A 17,946-nucleotide genomic window follows, 5' to 3' on the forward strand; every position below is an offset into this window, starting at 1 on the left:
TTATAACAAAGAAACTGGAAAACAGATATGAGGAGGAATCTATGATGCTTAACTGGAAAAATTTAGATACCCTTGCTTCTTATGAGGAGCTGAAAAAAGTAGAGCCTGTCAATGTGGCAGAGGCAATGTCCGGAGAAAACGGCGCAGAACGTGTAAAAAATTACAGCATTCCGATGATGGATGGTCTTACTTATAATTATGCAGCAAAAGCAGTTGATGATAAAGTGCTTGCAGCCCTGGCAAAACTTGCCGAGGAAGCACAGTTGATTGAGAAATATGAGTCTCTGTACAACGGAGCAGTGATCAATACAGGAGAGAACCGTCTGGTACTTCATCAGCTTACCCGTGGTCAGTTAGGTGACGATGTAGTAGCTGAAGGCGTAAACAAACGTGAGTTTTATGTAGCGCAGCAGCAGAAAATCGCTGATTTTGCAAACAAAGTACATGCAGGCGAGATCACAAATGCAGCAGGCGAGAAATTTACAACTGTTGTTCAGATCGGTATCGGCGGAAGTGATTTAGGTCCGCGTGCGATGTATCTTGCATTAGAGAACTGGGCAAAAGTAAATAACAAATTCAAAATGGAAGCAAAATTCATCAGCAATGTGGATCCGGATGATGCAGCAGCCGTATTAAATTCCATCGATGTGGCACATTCTATCTTCATTCTGGTTTCCAAATCAGGTACAACGTTAGAGACACTGACAAACGAGTCTTTCGTAAAAGATGCTCTTGCAAAAGCAGGTTTGGATGCTTCCAAACATATGATCGCTGTTACAAGTGAGACATCTCCGCTGGCTAAGAGCGATGATTATCTGGCAGCATTCTTTATGGATGATTACATCGGCGGACGTTATTCTTCTACATCCGCAGTTGGCGGTGCTGTATTATCTCTGGCGTTCGGACCGGATGTATTTGCAGAGTTCCTTGCCGGTGCAGCAGAAGTAGATAAAGCAGCTACAAACAAAGATTTATTAAAGAACCCGGAAATGCTGGATGCACTGATCGGTGTATACGAGCGTAATGTACTTGGTTATCCGTCCACAGCAGTTCTTCCGTACTCTCAGGCACTGAGCCGTTTCCCGGCACATTTACAGCAGCTTGATATGGAGTCCAACGGAAAATCTGTCAACCGTTTCGGTGAGCCGGTTGACTATGTAACCGGACCGGTAATCTTTGGTGAGCCTGGTACAAACGGACAGCATTCTTTTTATCAGTTACTGCATCAGGGAACAGACATTGTACCGCTTCAGTTTATCGGATTCAAAAACAACCAGATCGGTACAGATGTCGTAATTCAGGACAGCACAAGCCAGCAGAAACTGTGTGCAAATGTGGCTGCTCAGATCGTTGCATTTGCCTGCGGTAAAGAAGATGAAAACCGCAATAAAAACTTCGAGGGCGGACGTCCTTCCAGCATCATCATCGGTGAGCAGCTGACACCGAAGACACTGGGCGCATTACTGGCTCACTTCGAGAACAAAGTAATGTTCCAGGGATTTGTATGGAATGTAAACAGTTTTGATCAGGAAGGTGTACAGCTTGGTAAAGTACTGGCAAAACGTGTACTTGCACATGAAACCGATGGAGCACTGAAAGTGTACAGTGATTTGCTGAATATCTAGACTTTGGCTGCGTTTAGATGGCTAAACGACAGGTTATGTAGAGAACTCTGGAGATTTTGTCTTGGACGCTAACAATCGCTTACCAAGAAAAAATATCCAGAGTTCTTAATTTACAATGCTACCCAATATTCTTGTTTAGGGTAATTTAAAAAGAATCTGGAAGAAAACTCCAATGCCGGCACGAATGATTTTCTATCTGCGCTGCGCCTTGGAGTTTTACTTCCAGCTTTTTTTATCTACGCCGTGGTACTGCGTACCACGCATGCATATACTTCACCCAGACAATAGGCGCTTTGTTGCATGCGCAGATTTACATATCAAGATTTGGGTGTCAAAACACCCAAATCTTGATTATACGGATTGCTTCGTGCTTTGCACTCCCACAATCCTTCCCGCTATTCGCATATCGTGGGATGAAAATCCCACTTTTATGCTCATATCGGGGCGTGCCCCAAGGTCATTCATCCACCCTTGTGCAAGCACAGGTGGACTCAGAGCTTTTGACACTGTAATCATATTAAAAAACAAATTGGTTTATGAGAATGGCAACGTACGCTACCCTTGACAGAATAAAAAAGAACGGCTTTCCCTTTGTTACCGACGGCGAAGAACTCAAGAACATGTAGATTTTCTCCGTCGCTGGCAACAGTGTAGCCGTTCTTTTTTTCTCTTTCAAGGGCATGCCGCTGCGCGGTAGCTGAAATATTTCCTCAGGCTCAGAATCTAAGAACATATAGTGGCTTCGCCACCTAAATAAAGCAATTATAAATCTCTACAATACGGTTTTTTAAACTGTTTTTAGATTTTGAGCCAGAGGTAAGACAAAAGCCACCGCAACGCGGTTCCACGGCGTAAATGGAACAAAGCAGAAACGAACTCCAACGAAAGAACCATTGTAAAATTTTCGTTGTGACCGCTGCGTCTAGCCCGACCGCGGGAGTGTGTCTGAGCCCGCCGGTTTTGCGGGCGAGTTCGCGGGAGCGGTCGGAAAAAAGCGACGCAGTGGTCACAGAAAATTTTTCAGGTTCTTGTTGGAGTCTGTTTCTGCTTGTTCCAAACCACCCTAAACAAGAAGGTGACATGAGAAAGCATAGAACAAATTGAAAATTTATGTTAATATAGCATTTATGAAATAAATCCATTATGGAAAGGATGAAATAATATGAGTCTGATAAAAGGAATTCACCATGTGGCATTGAAATGCTGCGGCAAAGAGGAATTTGAGAAAACAAAACAGTTTTACGGCAAGGTGCTTGGACTTCCGGTGGCAAGAAGCTGGAAAGGCGGCATCATGTACGATACCGGAGCCGGTCTGATGGAGATTTTTGATACGGAGGAGACTCCGCTGGAGACAGGAACGATCCGGCATTTTGCATTTGCAGTGGAAGATACGGATGCCTGTGTGGAAGCGGTTCGTGCTGCCGGATATGAGGTGTTTGTGGAGCCGAAGGATATCGAAATTGCATCTGAGATTCCGTTCCCGGCACGTATTGCGTTCTGTCGCGGACCGGTTGGCGAAGAAATTGAGTTTTTCCATGAAAAATAAAGAGAGGAAGGGAATATATAAGTGAAAAAAGGGAGAGCAATTGCGTTGTTGCCAATTGCAGTGTTTTTAGTTCTGTATTTGGGACTGGGTATTTTATTTGAATATATTATGAAGATTCCAATGGGATTTTATAATGTACCGATTGTGTTTGCTTTTTTAGTGGCAATTCTGGTGGCATGTCTGCAGAATCAAAAGGTCAGTTTTGAAGAAAAGCTTGGCATTATGGCGCAGGGACTGGCAGACAAAAATATTATTACGATGCTGCTGATCTTTCTGACTGCAGGCGTGTTTGTCGGTGTGGTTGGTCGTAGCAGTGCGGAAAGTGTCGCATATTTTATGTTGTCGATCATTCCGACGAGGTTTTCTGTGGCCGTTTTATTTGGTGTGGCATGTTTTGTTTCACTTGCCATGGGAACATCAGTAGGAACGATCACCTTGCTGACACCAATTGCGGTAGCGGTATCAGCTGCTTCCGGCTTTGGTCTTCCGCTTTGTGTGGCGTCGGTCATTGGCGGGTCCATGTTTGGTGATAATCTGTCTTTTATTTCGGATACGACGATTGCAGCCTGTAACGGCCAGGGATGTGCGATGAAGGACAAGTTCCGGGAAAATTTCTGGATTGCACTTCCGGCAGCGGTTGCGACATTACTTCTGATTTTACTTCTGTCTTTCCGGACGGACATTTCCGGAGCCGTGACAGAGAGTTATCATCTGCTTCAGATCGTGCCGTATATTCTGGTACTGGTGGGTGGAATCATCGGTGTCAATGTGTTTGTCGTGTTACTGATCGGAATTGTGTCCGGTGCGATCATTATGCTGGCGGCGGGCCATATCAGTCCGGCAGATCTGTTGGCAAATGTCGGAAACGGTGCTTCCGGGATGTTCGAGACCAGTATGGTGGCAATCCTTGTGGCAGCACTTTGTGCATTGATCCGGGAATATGGCGGGTTTGATGCATTACTGGCGGGCATCCATAAAGTGTTTAAGGGAAAAAAAGGCGGTCAGCTTGGAATGGGACTGCTGGTTGGAGCCATGGATGTGGCGACAGCAAATAATACGGTGGCTATCGTTATGGCAAATCCAATTGCAAAAGAGATGGCGGAAGAGTATGGGATTACACCGCGAAAGACAGCGTCAATTTTAGATACGTTTTCCGCTGTTTCCCAGGGGATTATTCCGTATGGTGCACAGATGCTGGTGGCGATTTCAGCGGCGCATGAACTTGGATACGATCTATCGGCATTTCAGATCATGCCGAAGCTGTTTTATCCGATTTTATTGTTGTTCAGTTCACTTGTATTTATATTTTTTGTACCGCAGAAGGAAAGAAGAGATATATGAATTACGAAGGAATGATTTACCGTCCACCAAGTGAGGCATACAGCCTGATCTTGCAGGTGACGGTGGGATGTGCGCATAATCGCTGCACATTTTGCACGATGTACAAAGAAAAAAGATTTCATGTAAAGCCTTTACATGAAGTGGAAGAAGATTTAAGAGAAGCAAGAAGTTATTATGGAAATCGCAGTCTGCGGATTTTCCTGGCAGATGGAGATGCACTGGTACTGTCACAGGAAAAATTATGTACGATCTTACATTTGTGCAGACAGTATTTTCCGAAGGTGGAGCGCATTACCTCTTATGGAACCGCACAGGATATTTTGCGAAAATCAAAAGCAGAGCTTCAGGAGTTACATGAACTTGGTCTGGATATGATCTATCTGGGTGCGGAATCCGGATGCCCGGAGATTCTGGAACATATCCACAAAGGTGTGACGGTGGAGGAATATGTGCGGGCAGCGGAGCGTCTGCGCGGAACCGGGATCCGCCTCAGTGTGACACTGATTTCTGGTCTTGGCGGGCAGAAAATGTTGGAAGAACATGCGGTTGCCTCGGCAAAATTAATTACAACCATGAAACCGGACTATCTGGGATTTCTGACGTTGCTTTTGGAGCCGGGAGCACCGATGCTGCAGGAAGTAAAATCAGGAACGATGCAGCTGCTGACACCGGCACAGGTGCTGGAAGAGATGGAGCTGTTTTTAACACATGTAGATTCGGAAGGCACCGTATTTCGTTCCAATCACGCTTCCAATTATATTTCCCTGGCAGGTAATCTGAACCGGGACATTCCGGCGATGCTGGAGAAAATTCAGAAAAGCCGGGAGCGGGATGCATTTAAAAATGAGTCGATGCGTAGATTATAAATGATGCCAGGGTCAAAAGCCTGAAATCACGATGTGCTTGCACAGGAGTGGTTTTATGGCTTAATGACCCGCCCCGATATGAGCATAAAAGTGGAGCGTCAGCTTCACGATATGCGAATATTGGGTAGAATTGTGGGAGTACGAAGTACGGAACAATTCGTATGGCATCTTTTGACCTCAACATCCTATAAATGAATAAAATATTGTATGGCAGGAAAATTTTTCAAATTTCCTGTCATATTTTTTTGCCTTTCTGCATATAAATTACCTAGAAATAAAAGTGGAACTTTGGGTTACAGGGAATCCGGCTTTATTTCGGGAATGGAGATGGTGGAATGCGAAGAAAATTCAAAAGACCTCTCACGTTTTTACTGGCGTTGCTGCTGCTTTTTTCACTGACCGGGGCATCGGTGCAGGCAGAAGAATCTGAAAATGCAGGTGCTTCTGTACAGGTACAGACGGTTGTGATGCAGGAGGATGGCACGCAGAAAGAAGATGATGTGGGAGAAACAGAAACGGCTTCCACGGAAGAAAACGTGCAACAGAATGTACAAGAGATAAATTTGACAGAAATACAACAGGAAGAATTCCGGAATGGACAGAATGACAACCTAGAAGGCGAAGATACTTTGCAGGAAAAAACAAATGCTGAGACGGATCAGAAAGAAACGTTGCAGAGCGATAGTATGCAGAATGCGGAAAATTCATCTGCAGAAGATGCAATAAAAACGACGGACAGCAAAGCTGAGAATCGAACAGGTGAAACTGTAAATAATTCAGATGTAGAAAATAATGCATCCGAAAATGCAGCAGCTGTGGAGCCTCAGGCAGCAGGAAGTGTTTCCATTACAATTACAGATAACATTGAAAATGCCGGAACTTTAAATGCACAGATTACCGGTGATCAGCCAGACGGAATCACACTGGAATGGTACAAACATGCCGAAGGGACAAATACATGGACAAAGGTAGAACGGCATAAAGTAACTGGAAATTCCTATAATGTGTCTGAGGACGGAACGGCCTTGAATGTTGCGCTGGATAAAGGTGCCCGCTGTTTTTACAAGGTTCAGGTAAAGGATGTATCCGGTCAGCTTCTGGCAGAGTCTGCGGCACTTCTGGTCAGCTATTACAACCAGTTGGAAAATGGAGATTTTGAATCACCGGTAATTGGACAGACAGATGGTTATCAGCCGTATTATTCCAACGGAACATCCGGTTTGATCTGGAAAACAACCGCCAGTGATGCACAGATTGAGTATGTCAGTGCTGCTACCGATAAGTTTGACAAAAATACCGGAAAGACGCATGCAAAACAGTCTCTGGAATGGCATAAGGTAGATGCGGCAGCTCATGGCACACAGTTTGCAGAATTGAATGCAAATGAGCCGGGTGCATTGTATCAGGATGTACTGACAACTCCGGGTGCAAAGCTTTACTGGCAGCTTTATCATCGTGGACGTGGAACGAAGGCGAACAGCAGCAGTCAGAAAGATACGATGTACGTGGTGATCATGTCCACAAAACTGGCAAAGCAGTATAACGTGGTTAGCCAGAGTGCAGTGCAGGATGTGATTACAAACGTGCGAAATAATACCGGTAAGTATCCAGGAGCTTCGGTGGCAACCATCACGGACGATAACGTGCAGTGGTATCGTCACACTGGAGATTACGATGTCAGTGAAGGCCAGTATCTGACCAGGTTTTTCTTTGTGGCAGGCGAAACGGCCTATGATAAAAATGGCGGTGGTGATGCAAAAGCCGGAACCGTTGGAAATCATCTGGACAATGTGTCCTTCAGTGAAACACTTCCAGAACCGAATCCGGATACCGGACATTTGCAGATTGTTAAAACCGTACGAGGACTGACGGAAGATCAGGCAGCATCTTACCAGATGCAGGTGAAAATTACAGGACCGGATCAGAAGTCAGAAACGGTTTCCTTAAGCCAGTTTACCAGAAACGAAGACGGTTCTTATTCCTGCACTTATACGAAAACAAATGTGGCAGCAGGAACGTATCGCATCGAGGAAATTTTGCCGGCGGCGCTTCCAAACTACCGGGTCGACGTGACGTTTAACGGCACAGAGGAAACTGGAGGAACCATTACGGTGCAGGATCAGAAAACCGCGATTGCAAATATCGTAAATACTTATATCTATGATATCGTGTCACCGCCGACAGGAGTTCAGGATAATGCAATTCCTATGGGAATTTTGATGGGAACTGCCCTTGGACTTGGTGTGGTATATCTGGTTTACAGCAAGCGTAGAAAACACCCACGTTTTTAATAAAATGAACTTGCATAGTAACTAGGTGAAAGGAATGGGAAACATCAGCTTGCTATAAATGTAAGAGGGAAAGAAATGCAGTAGAAACTGGAAAGAATTATGAGAAGAAATGGAAGGAAAGTGATTTCGGAAAAAGAAACCGCAGAAACCGAAACGATTGAAAAAAAGGATGTGGCTATTCGGAGAGAATGGCGCTGGTTTCTGATACGTCTGCTGATTTTAATTGGAATTTTATATCTCCTTTTTGGTGTTATGTTTGGAATTACCACAGTCAAAAACGAGGATATGTCCCCACGGATGAGCGCCGGAGATCTGGTGCTGTATTACCGACTGGACAAACATCCGGTTGCCGGGGATGTCATTGTTTATAAAAAAGATGGTCAGCAGTACGTGGGACGGATTGTCGCGAAAGGAGGCGATTCGGTAGAAATTACAGAACAGGCAACGGTAAAGGTCAACGAGAGTGTCGTGCTGGAACAAAATATTTTTTATCAGACTCCGCAATATGAAAGTGATGTCGTATATCCATTGCAATTGCAGGAGCAGCAATATTTTGTACTGGGCGATCATCGGGAAGGTGCAACGGACAGCCGCTATTTTGGAGCGGTAGATACACGTGAGATAAAAGGAAAAATTATCACTGTGATTCGACGAAATTCGCTATAGAAATGAGCGAATATTAAGAGCACAGTGAAATACTCAGAGTTTATTTGATAAAAATCATGTGGATTTTTGAGTGAATTGGCAGAACAGAATTGAATTTAAAAAGGAAGGTAAAAGAGCATGAAAAAGAATATGATCGGACGTGTATCAGCAATGACAATGGCAGGCGCAATGATGTTTGGAGGAATGCAGATTCCTGCACTGGCTGCCACAGGCGATAATGACGGGGTGGTACAGTTTCAGAAAGTGCTGGAAATGCAGAATGCGCAGGGCGCAAGTGTGCCAAATGTGACTTATACTTATAGTATTTCGGCGGGAAGCGCGATAGGTGCCACTGCTACATCACCGGAGATTAAAGCAGGTGTCGGCAAGCCAACGGTATCCGATGTAAGCTATACAAAAGGAGATACGGTTTCTGATAACGAGGTAACAAAGAATGCATCGGTAACATTCCCAAGTGGAACCTTTACGGCCCCGGGCATTTACCGTTATGTCATTACCGAAAGTGCGAATACCAATACAGATATCACCGATGTGGACAGCAACACACGTTATCTGGATGTTTATGTAGTAAATGATACCGATGGCGGCTATAAAATCGATGCATCTGTATTTACGGAAACTGCGGTGACACCGACCTTTGATAAAGATACAAAGCAGCCGACATATGGTGGAAAAAACAGTGATATTACAGACGCTTACACCACCTATGAACTGAGTCTGGATAAAGTAGTAGAAGGAAATATGGGTAACAAGGACCAGTTGTTTAATTTTACCATCAATTTCAGTGGTCCGGCAAATACATCCTTTACCTTTGGTGATCAGCAGGTAGATTTAGATGCACAGGGGAATGGATCCGTAAATCTGCAGCTGGCAGATGCTACAGCAATTGCTGAGATCACAGGTATCCCATCCACTGTAACTTATACCGTAACAGAGAATTTGAACAGTTCGGAAGGTTATGACACCACATTTGCAGTAAAAAGAGGAACCGGTGCTTCCCAGGGCATTGCAAAAGATACTGCAGCAAGTAACTCTGAAAAAGTGACAGCAACTTCTCAGTCGATGACCAAAGCGGACAACGCAGTTGTTGTAACAAATACAAAAAGAACGGTATCTCCGACAGGTATTATGCTCAGCGTAACTCCGTATGCACTGCTTGCAGGTCTGGCATCCGCCCTTGGAGCACTGTTTTTTCGCAGAAAAAAATTATCTTAAGCAGTCAGAATTGAATCGACAGGAAGCGGCAGAGTTAGAAAAGCAACGGAAGAACGTCAAAAAGAACAGTGATACAAAATGACAGGAAGCAGGGAATTGCAAATAAAAACGAAATCATTGGAAAAAATAAATATGCAGAAAGCAGATTCAGAAGCAGCAAATAGCCGCAGAATGACCGTTGCAGAAAAACTGCTGAGGATTGCGAATCGCAGTATGAATCTATTTGTTGCCTGCCTGATGACAGTGTTATTTTTGTACGGCAGTTATTCCCTGTGGGACACCTGGCGCATTTATCACAGTGCGTTGCCGGATCAGAATCTGATGAAACTGAAACCTGTAAAGGGGGAGGACACCAATCCCTCTTTGCAGGATCTGCAAAAAATCAATGCGGATGTCTGTGCATGGCTGACAGTGGATGATACCGGTATTGATTACCCGGTGGTGCGTGGAAAAGATGATATGGAATATGTCAATAAAGATGTATATGGGAACTTTGCATTGTCTGGAGCAATATTTCTACAGAGTGCGAATCAACCGGATTTTTCGGATCCATATAATCTAATTTATGGACATCATATGAGCAATGGAGCCATGTTTGGTGATGTGGTGGAATTTGTCAATGAGGAGTATTTTGCCGCGCATCAGACCGGAATGTTATATTTGCCGGAAAAAACATGTTTCATCACATTTTTTGCCTGTGTGGAAACAGATGCGATGAATAGCCAAATCTATGGATATATCACGGAACCGGATACGACCGGACAGATGCAACAACTTTTGCAGTATGTTCGGGAACATGCTGTGCAGTATCGGGATATCGGCGTAACGCCACAGGATTCCGTGATCTCTCTGTCTACCTGTGCAGAATCTGCCACAAATGGGAGGGTAGTACTTTTTGGAAAATTGCAGGAAACCTATGATAACAAGCAGAAATAACTGTGTGTTGAAAAATAATGAAACAGTTTCTCCAATAATCCTGTTAGAAGAAAGTGGTGTTGTTTTTGATAAAAAAGAATAGGACTAAAAATGCGTGAAAGGAGGTGCAAAATGAACGGGAAAAACGTGCAAAAAGACAATGTAACCGGAACTGGTAAAATGGTTGTTGAAAAAATCGTGGAGAGCCAAAAAGGTGGTATTTTTGTGTTAGCCATGGTTCTGCTCTTCTGGTGTGTATTGTTATTTGCGTTACCTGCCATGGCAGCGGAAAAGACCTGTGCGGTGTCGATTCCGGTGTCAATTAAAATGACAGGTAAAGTATCTGACAGTCAGACGCAGAAGAATCCGGCTTTTACAGTGGTAATGGAGGCAGCAGATGGACGGACAGACTTTCCAATGCCGGAGCAGAACCAGATACAGATTGGGGCAAATGGGAGCGGGACATTTGATTCCATTCTGTATACAATACCTGGCGATTATCAATACCACATTCGACAACTTGCAGGAGCAGATCAGAATATCACATACAATGCTGCAGAATATGATGTAACAGTTCGTGTGACAAATGCCGAAAATGGCGGTCTGGAAGCCCAAATATGGGCAGTTCATCCAGGACAATCGGAAAAACAGAGCCAGATCACATTTGAAAACAAGTGGAAAACCACAGAAACTCCGGGAACTATTGATAGACCAGTCAAAACGACGGTAAAAACAGCCACAGCCGTAACCGCGAAAGCACCAAAAACCGGTGACATGCAGAACCCGGCACTTTATGTGATTGTAATTATCATTGCCGCTGGAGTGGCTATCGGTGTTAGTTTATATCGTAAGTATAAAAAGAAAAAAGAATTGTAGTTTACTGAAAAAAGAGGAACTGAATAAAAAGATGAGCTTCAGACACGAATAATTTTCGATCTTCGCTGCGCCGCTTATTTCCGTCTCCTTCCGTGAACTCGCCCACAGCAAAAAATGCTGTGAGCTCAAACACACTCACGGAGACGGGCTAGGCTCGCTGCGATAACGAAAATTATCCGACTGTCTGAAGCTCATTTTTTTATTTCAGTTCCTTAAGTTACTCAAATTAAGCTGTATAGTGGCTATTTAGCTATGAGTAAATAGTGTGAGCAGATTGCGAATATCCGCTTGATCTTAGATAGAAAAATCAGAGCAAGTTTTACTATGGGCATATGGGCATTAGTCATTTGGCTTATAATAAAAGTGTCCGAACAGCCTTTCCGTTTTTATCACATTAATAAATGCATTCGGATCTGCCTCTTTCACGGTCTTTCGCACTTTTTTACTCTCTGCACTGGAAACCACAGAATACACAACCTGCCGTTCTGTATGCTCATAAGGTCCTTCCCCATCCAGAATCGTAGCCCCATGATTCGTCGCTTTGGAAATCGCCTGATAAACCTGTTCCCCGTGATTGGTGACAATAAAAAACGTTTCCTGCTGATATTTTTTATACAGCGCATGAAGCACTTGCGTAGATGCGAACTGGAAAAGAATGGAGTAGAGCGCTTTGTCCCATCCAAACATAAATCCGGCAGCAACCAGAATTACTGCATTCAATCCGAGAATGATATTAAAAGCATCCATCCCTTTTTTCTCTGACAGATAAATGGAAATAAAATCTGTTCCACCCGTAGTGGAACCCATCAGCAGACAGAGACTGATGGCAAATCCATTAATAATACCGCCGAAGATACTGATCAACAGAACATCGGAAGTGATGACAATGCCCGGAATTACATCAGTAAGTACACTGGTCAGCACGATACACAGACAGGAATACAGTGTAAATTTTTTACCGATAAAACGAAAACCAATATAAATCGGAATCGCATTTAAAATCACGTTGATCACAGTATAAGGCAGCGCCAGTCCGAGGTACATCTGTGCACCACGCTGGATCAGCAGGGAAAGTCCGGTGGCTCCGCCCGGATACAAACCACCGGTGCGGACAAAGGACTTGATATTTAGTGCCATCAAAACAGAGGCCAGGCATACGACAATCAGCCGTTTGAAGTCTTTTTTCGGTTCAAATTTCATAATGAAAACCTCCCAGGTATACAAATATAGTTAAAATTGTTCGGGGTGTTCCTGCATATATTCGCGGAAAACTTCCAGAAAGAGTGGTACCGTCGGATTAGTTATTTCATGTTCCCAGGCGATGGCCAGATCCAGTGTATCATTGCTTCCATCCAGTAAAGTGAAAGCAAGATTATTGGCATGCATATAACTGCGGCTGCGATAAGGCAGGATGGAGATTCCGGTGCCGGCTTCCACTGCCTGCAATAGATTTTCATACAGGTCAAACTGTTCCGTGATGCGGGGATGAAATCCAATTTGCACACACAGTTCCATAATGCGCTGATTCATATATCGGGCGTGTTCCGGATGAAAAACTAGAAATGGTTCACTGGCCAGTTTGTCATAATCCAGGATCATCTTCTGCAGTGCCGGGTGATCTTTACGGGTAACCAGACAGAAGGAATCCGACTGGATTTTTTTAACATCCAGGGAGGTAATCTGCTGCAGATCCGGCAGCATGGAAAAATAAATATCCGCGTCCTGCCGGGAGGCAGATTCTGAAATCTGTAAAGCGTCCTGCCGTATCAGTTTGATTTTTACATGCGGATAGCGAATGTGAAACTGATTTACAACATCCGGTAAAAACTGATGGGTCGGAGCGGACAGATGGCTGATGCGCAGCACGGAAGGATGCTCTTTTGCCAGGGAAAGTTTCTGCTTGGCCTGGTCCATAGCATCCAGAATAATTTTCGCATCTTCCAGAAATAGTTCACCACTGTCTGTAAGAGTCACTTTTTTCGTGTTTCGAACAAAAAGCTCCGTTTCCAGTTCTTTTTCCAACATTTTAATCTGGTGACTGATGGCGGGCTGTGTCAAATAAAAATCCTGGGCTGCTCGGGAAAAGTTGCGATACTTGGCAACAGAGACAAAATAAGCCAGTTGTTTCTGATCCATAAATACCTCCAGTCTGATGGTGTAAATATTCTTTATAATAGATATCTCAAACAACATTCACAATCAGTTATAAAATATTTTTATCAATAATGCAAAAATATCTGAATTTCACAAATAAAAATCTTCATGTTAGAATTAATGTAACACAAAAGAGGTTAGGTGTAAATAAAAAAACGGGCGTGTAGAAGCGCAGATTTTTATCTGCTGTAACGCTTAAATTTTAACAGAAAATGTAGGAGGAAAAGTTGGTATGGCATTTCAGGTTATGGGTGTAACAGCCGGAAGAAAAAACAGTAATTCAGAAATTTTATTAAAAGAAGCACTGCTTGTCTGTCAGGAGATGGGGGCAGAGGTACGAATGATCAATTTAAAGGATTACAACATTATTGACTGCAATGGATGTACATCCTGTACAATGGGTATGTCCATGGGAAAATATACCGGATGTTCCCTGGATAATGCAGATGACAAAAAGAAGATTATGGATGTGATGCTGAATCAGGATGCAGTTATTTTTTCCGCACCGACGTATGATCTTATGCCGTCATCCTTATTTTTGAAATTTATGCACAGAAATCTGGCGTATGAATCAGCATTTTTGACCAAAATCGGGGCAATTGAGCCGAGAGATCGTGTGGGGGCGCTGATTGCAGTAGGTGGTTCTACACGTTCTTGGCAGTCTATGGCACTGGAGTGCATGCAGGCAACCACATTTACAAACAGTTTCAAGATAGTGGATATGTATATGGCCACACAGGTCCCGGCTCCTGGACAGGTCCTTCTATATGATGAAAAAATTGCCCGGGCAAGAGAAATCGGTAAAAATGTCATGGAAGCGCTTAATACAAAACCGGAAGAACGAAAATGGCTGGGAGATCCGGATTATGGATGGTGCCCGAACTGCCACAGCAATTCACTGTGTCTGGGTGAGCCGCAGTGGAAAGGACTGCAGTATCCAATCGAGTGTACCGTATGTGGTGCAGGCGGAGATCTGGAGCGTACTCCGGATGGAAAATGGAAATTTGTCATTGCGGCAAACGGATTGGAGCGTGACCGTACTACGGAGGAAGGCCGTGGTGTTCACTGTGATGAAATCGCGGAGACACAGGGCGGATTCTTCATGGATCCGAAGAAGCGGGAAGAAGTTGCGGCAAAACTGCCAAAATATAAAGAACTGAAATTCCCGGAACTGGATTAGTTCTGTGTAATTTTTGCAGAAATATTCATTATTAAGAAAGATTTATCTCAGTCGAGAAGACTCCCACTTCTGCAAGTGGTGAGTAATAACAAGTCTTTCTCAGTGGGAGTACAATCTCCGACTGAGATAAACGCTCCGCGAGGATGTGCAGTGATTCTGAGAAGAATATGTCAGCTTTCGCTGACCAGAATCACGCACCAAGTCTCACGTGCGTTCGACTTGAATTACAAAAAAATATAACAAAAAAGAATCAATTCCTTATGTATTTATTGTGGATGTGATTAAATAACAGGAAAAAGAAGAGGAGCAAAAAATTATGGCATTTACACATTTATTAAGTCCGATGAAAGTCGGCAACAGAGTTTACAAAAATCGTATTGTAAGTGCGCCGATGGCATTCAGTCTTGTGGCACAGAATCCGATGGCAGCAGAGGTTTCTTATCGAAAATTGGAAGGACCTGCAAAAGGCGGAAATGCCTGTGTCATTCTTGGTGAGACAGATGTTAACTTCCGTGATGCAGTACGTATCCCGGGATTCAAACCATTTGATTTTGCAAAACCGGAAGAAGATATGGATACATTCAACGCAGTAAAAACATATGCAGACCGCATCAAAAAGCATGATTGTATCGCACTGGCTGAACTGGTTCATTGTGGAAAAGAAAAAGTTCCTTTTAATGATCAGCAGGAAGCAATCGGTCCGGTGGCCTGTACAAACTCCGCAGGTGTTCCGGTTCGTGCAATGACAAAAGACGATATGGATCGTATTGCAAATGATTTTGCTGTAGCTGCTACGTATATGCAGAAAGCAGGATTTGACGGTATTCTCGTTCACGGAGGACATGGATTTATCTTTACACAGTTCCTTTCCCCGTTAATGAATACCCGTACCGATGAATATGGCGGATCTCTGGAGAACCGTGCAAAATTCCCGATTCAGATCTGTAAAGCAATCCGTGAAGCTGTCGGACCGGATTTTCTGTTTGAACTTCGTATCGACGGAACCGACCATCAGCCGGGAGGAATTACACCGGAGGAGACCGGAAGATTCATTCAAATGGTAGAGCAGTATATCACATCTGTACATGTTACGTGTGGTATTTATGAGGAATCTGTAAAATCTGGTACAGAGTCCAGTATGTTCCATGAGCACGGACTGAATATCGGACCGGCTTCTATTATTAAGAAATATACATCTCTGCCGGTAGGAGCAGTCGGTGGTATCAACTCTCCGGAGCAGGTAGAGCAGGCAATCGCAGATGGTAAGATCGATTTTGCGATTTTCGGACGTCAGATGCTGGCAGATCCGAATTTTGCGCAGAAATGTATGGATGGCGATGAGGCTCAGATCCGCCGTTGTTTAAGATGTTATAAATGTTTCCCGGGATCTCCGGAGGAAGGATATGATGATCTTCCATTCACCAGTGAAGAACTTGCTGTTTATGTAGGACACTGTACGATTAACCCGCTGGCTCACTTACCATTTGATATCGATCAGCTTCCGGCAGCAGAAAAAGGTTCTCAGAAGGTTCTGATCGTAGGCGGCGGTATTGCAGGTATCCAGGCGGCCATTACAGCGGCAGAGAGAGGACATAAAGTAACACTGGCTGAGAAATCAGACAAGCTTGGCGGACTTCTGTATTTCACAGACGTAGATATCGACAAACCGGATCTTCGCAATTTCAAAGATATGATGATTCGTGAGGTAAAACGTCATGATGTTGAAATTCTTATGAATACAGAAGTGACACCGGAATTCATCAAAGAATTTGCACCGGATGCGGTGATCCTTGCAACCGGTTCTGTTCCGGCATGCCCGCCGATCAATGGTATTGAAAATGCACATCAGGCAATGTCCGTATACGATGGAACTTGTGAACCGGGCAAAAAAGTTGTCATGATCGGTGGCGGTCTGGTTGGCTGCGAGACAGGTCTTTACCTGCAGAAAACTGGTCATGAAGTAACGGTAGTAGAGATGCTTGATCGTGTGGCAAATGAGTCCTTCGGTATGTACCGCGAGGCTCTGGTATGGGAGATGGAGAAAAATAATATGACCATGCTTCCAAAAACAAAATGTCTTGAGATTACACCGAACAGTGTGAAGATTGAAAATGCAGATGGTGTTCAGGAACTCGAGGCAGATACGGTATTGTATGCACTTGGCATGAAATCTGTGGATTACAGTGCACTGAAAGAAGCTGCCGGAGATGCAAGTGTATATGTGATTGGTGATGCAATTCATCCGGGTAAGGTAGATCAGTGTACCAGAACGGGTTATATTGCGGCATTGAAAGTTGGAGCAAGTGAGGAATCTGTGGCATATATCCAGGAGTAAATCTTACTTGTGTGGATGAAAAATATACTTATGTGAAGAGAAAACCGTCCATTTTGTCTCGGTCGCTAGCAATCGCTCCCTGAGAAAAAATGGACGGTTTTCTCTATCTACACAGTGAAGCATATGGATTTTTCATCACGACGGCGCTGCGTGTCAGCTAAGCATCATATCTGGGAGGTAAAAAATGAGGGAAAGTATGTAAAACTTGCGGGGAAACTTTTTGCGTGATAGTATGAACGCAGGAAGTAAAGTGACTGCGTTCATGAGCAAGTAGCAAAAGAGGATTGCGAATGTCCGCTTTACTGCAGAGAATAAGAAAGATTTAAAGGAATTTACCACTGTGAAAAAAGTTATGAAATCCACAACGGTACTTGCTGTTCTGGCAACTATTATATTTACAATTTTGTATAGGACAACGGAAAATGGAGTGCTGCTGTCACTGGCTATCACAGCAGGGACCATCAGTTATCATTTTGTTATGCGTTATATAGTTGCAGGAATTTTCAGGCATGCTATGCATAACCATGCGGATTTGTCCCGAAAATGGTATCAGCAGAAAAAATGGGAAAAGAAATTATACCAGAAGCTGCATGTAAAGCAGTGGAAAAATAAGATGCCGACTTATGAGCCGAGTTATTTTGACCTGAGATTACATACTCTGGAAGAAATTGCAGGAGCTATGTGTCAGGCGGAAGTAAGCCATGAGGTGATTGTGATATTCAGTTTTCTTCCATTGCTTACGGTTCCGGTGTTTGGGGCATTCTGGGTATTCCTGATCACATCAATACTATCATCGCTGATGGATCTTTCGTTTGCCATTATGCAGCGGTATAATCGACCAAGAATCTTGAAGTTATGCAAAAAATAGTCTGCAAATAAAAAGTCAAGCAGAAATTAATGAACTTTGAAAATTTTATACAGGTTGAACGTAAGATA

General features: G+C 43.7%; 14 protein-coding genes. 12 read left to right on the plus strand and 2 right to left on the minus strand.

What is annotated here, in order from left to right; all coding sequences use genetic code 11:
* Positions 1-41: 41 nt before the first annotated feature.
* The 9 genes from Q0I54_RS07140 to Q0I54_RS07180 all read left to right on the plus strand — a co-directional run bounded on the left by Q0I54_RS07140 (position 42) and on the right by Q0I54_RS07180 (position 11,341).
* Positions 42-1,625, plus strand: coding sequence for a glucose-6-phosphate isomerase (locus tag Q0I54_RS07140; RefSeq protein ID WP_367270793.1), 1,584 nt, complete (start codon positions 42-44; stop codon positions 1,623-1,625).
* A 1,162-nt stretch (positions 1,626-2,787) separates the two neighbouring features.
* The gene (locus tag Q0I54_RS07145) at positions 2,788-3,171 is read left to right on the plus strand and encodes a VOC family protein (RefSeq protein WP_296117571.1); all 384 of its coding nucleotides are present in this window, start codon (positions 2,788-2,790) and stop codon (positions 3,169-3,171) included.
* Positions 3,172-3,192: 21 nt separating this feature from the next.
* Complete coding sequence (locus tag Q0I54_RS07150) at positions 3,193-4,512, plus strand: Na+/H+ antiporter NhaC family protein (RefSeq protein ID WP_296117572.1); 1,320 nt, start codon at positions 3,193-3,195, stop codon at positions 4,510-4,512.
* Positions 4,509-5,378, plus strand: coding sequence for a radical SAM protein (locus Q0I54_RS07155; protein WP_296117573.1), 870 nt, complete (start codon positions 4,509-4,511; stop codon positions 5,376-5,378). Before Q0I54_RS07150 ends, Q0I54_RS07155 begins: the two co-directional genes overlap by 4 nt.
* Positions 5,379-5,713: 335 nt before the next feature.
* Positions 5,714-7,669, plus strand: a complete 1,956-nt coding sequence (locus Q0I54_RS07160) for a hypothetical protein (RefSeq protein ID WP_296117574.1) — start codon at positions 5,714-5,716, stop codon at positions 7,667-7,669.
* A gap of 99 nt (positions 7,670-7,768) precedes the next feature.
* Positions 7,769-8,335 carry a signal peptidase I gene (gene lepB, locus Q0I54_RS07165; protein WP_296117575.1) on the plus strand — a complete coding sequence of 189 codons (567 nt, stop codon included), beginning with the start codon at positions 7,769-7,771 and terminating at the stop codon, positions 8,333-8,335.
* A 117-nt stretch (positions 8,336-8,452) separates the two neighbouring features.
* Entirely contained in the window at positions 8,453-9,550 is a 1,098-nt protein-coding gene (locus Q0I54_RS07170; RefSeq protein ID WP_296117576.1) for a hypothetical protein, read from the plus strand.
* Positions 9,551-9,682: 132 nt separating this feature from the next.
* Positions 9,683-10,486, plus strand: coding sequence for a class B sortase (srtB, locus tag Q0I54_RS07175; RefSeq protein WP_296117578.1), 804 nt, complete (start codon positions 9,683-9,685; stop codon positions 10,484-10,486).
* Positions 10,487-10,597: 111 nt separating this feature from the next.
* Entirely contained in the window at positions 10,598-11,341 is a 744-nt protein-coding gene (locus Q0I54_RS07180; RefSeq protein WP_296117580.1) for a Spy0128 family protein, read from the plus strand.
* A gap of 339 nt (positions 11,342-11,680) precedes the next feature.
* Here the strand turns inward: Q0I54_RS07180 and Q0I54_RS07185 are convergent, their stop codons facing one another.
* Both Q0I54_RS07185 and Q0I54_RS07190 read right to left on the minus strand, forming a co-directional pair.
* On the minus strand, positions 11,681-12,541 hold the full coding sequence (locus tag Q0I54_RS07185; RefSeq protein ID WP_296117581.1) for a YitT family protein: 861 nt from the start codon (positions 12,539-12,541) through the stop codon (positions 11,681-11,683).
* A 30-nt stretch (positions 12,542-12,571) separates the two neighbouring features.
* Positions 12,572-13,477 (minus strand): LysR family transcriptional regulator, encoded by a 906-nt coding sequence (locus Q0I54_RS07190; RefSeq protein WP_296117582.1) that lies wholly within the window; start codon positions 13,475-13,477, stop codon positions 12,572-12,574.
* Positions 13,478-13,727: 250 nt separating this feature from the next.
* On the opposite strand from Q0I54_RS07190, the gene Q0I54_RS07195 reads away from it, so the two are divergent.
* From Q0I54_RS07195 to Q0I54_RS07205, 3 genes are all read left to right on the plus strand, one after another.
* The gene (locus Q0I54_RS07195) at positions 13,728-14,675 is read left to right on the plus strand and encodes a flavodoxin family protein (protein WP_109216188.1); all 948 of its coding nucleotides are present in this window, start codon (positions 13,728-13,730) and stop codon (positions 14,673-14,675) included.
* Positions 14,676-14,991: 316 nt separating this feature from the next.
* Complete coding sequence (locus Q0I54_RS07200) at positions 14,992-17,010, plus strand: FAD-dependent oxidoreductase (protein ID WP_296117585.1); 2,019 nt, start codon at positions 14,992-14,994, stop codon at positions 17,008-17,010.
* Positions 17,011-17,350: 340 nt separating this feature from the next.
* Positions 17,351-17,878 carry a hypothetical protein gene (locus tag Q0I54_RS07205; RefSeq protein WP_296117587.1) on the plus strand — a complete coding sequence of 176 codons (528 nt, stop codon included), beginning with the start codon at positions 17,351-17,353 and terminating at the stop codon, positions 17,876-17,878.
* The last annotated feature ends 68 nt before the right edge of the window (positions 17,879-17,946 follow it).

It is taken from the genome of uncultured Eubacterium sp. (assembly GCF_934295145.1).
GTDB lineage: Bacteria > Bacillota > Clostridia > Lachnospirales > Lachnospiraceae > Eubacterium_I.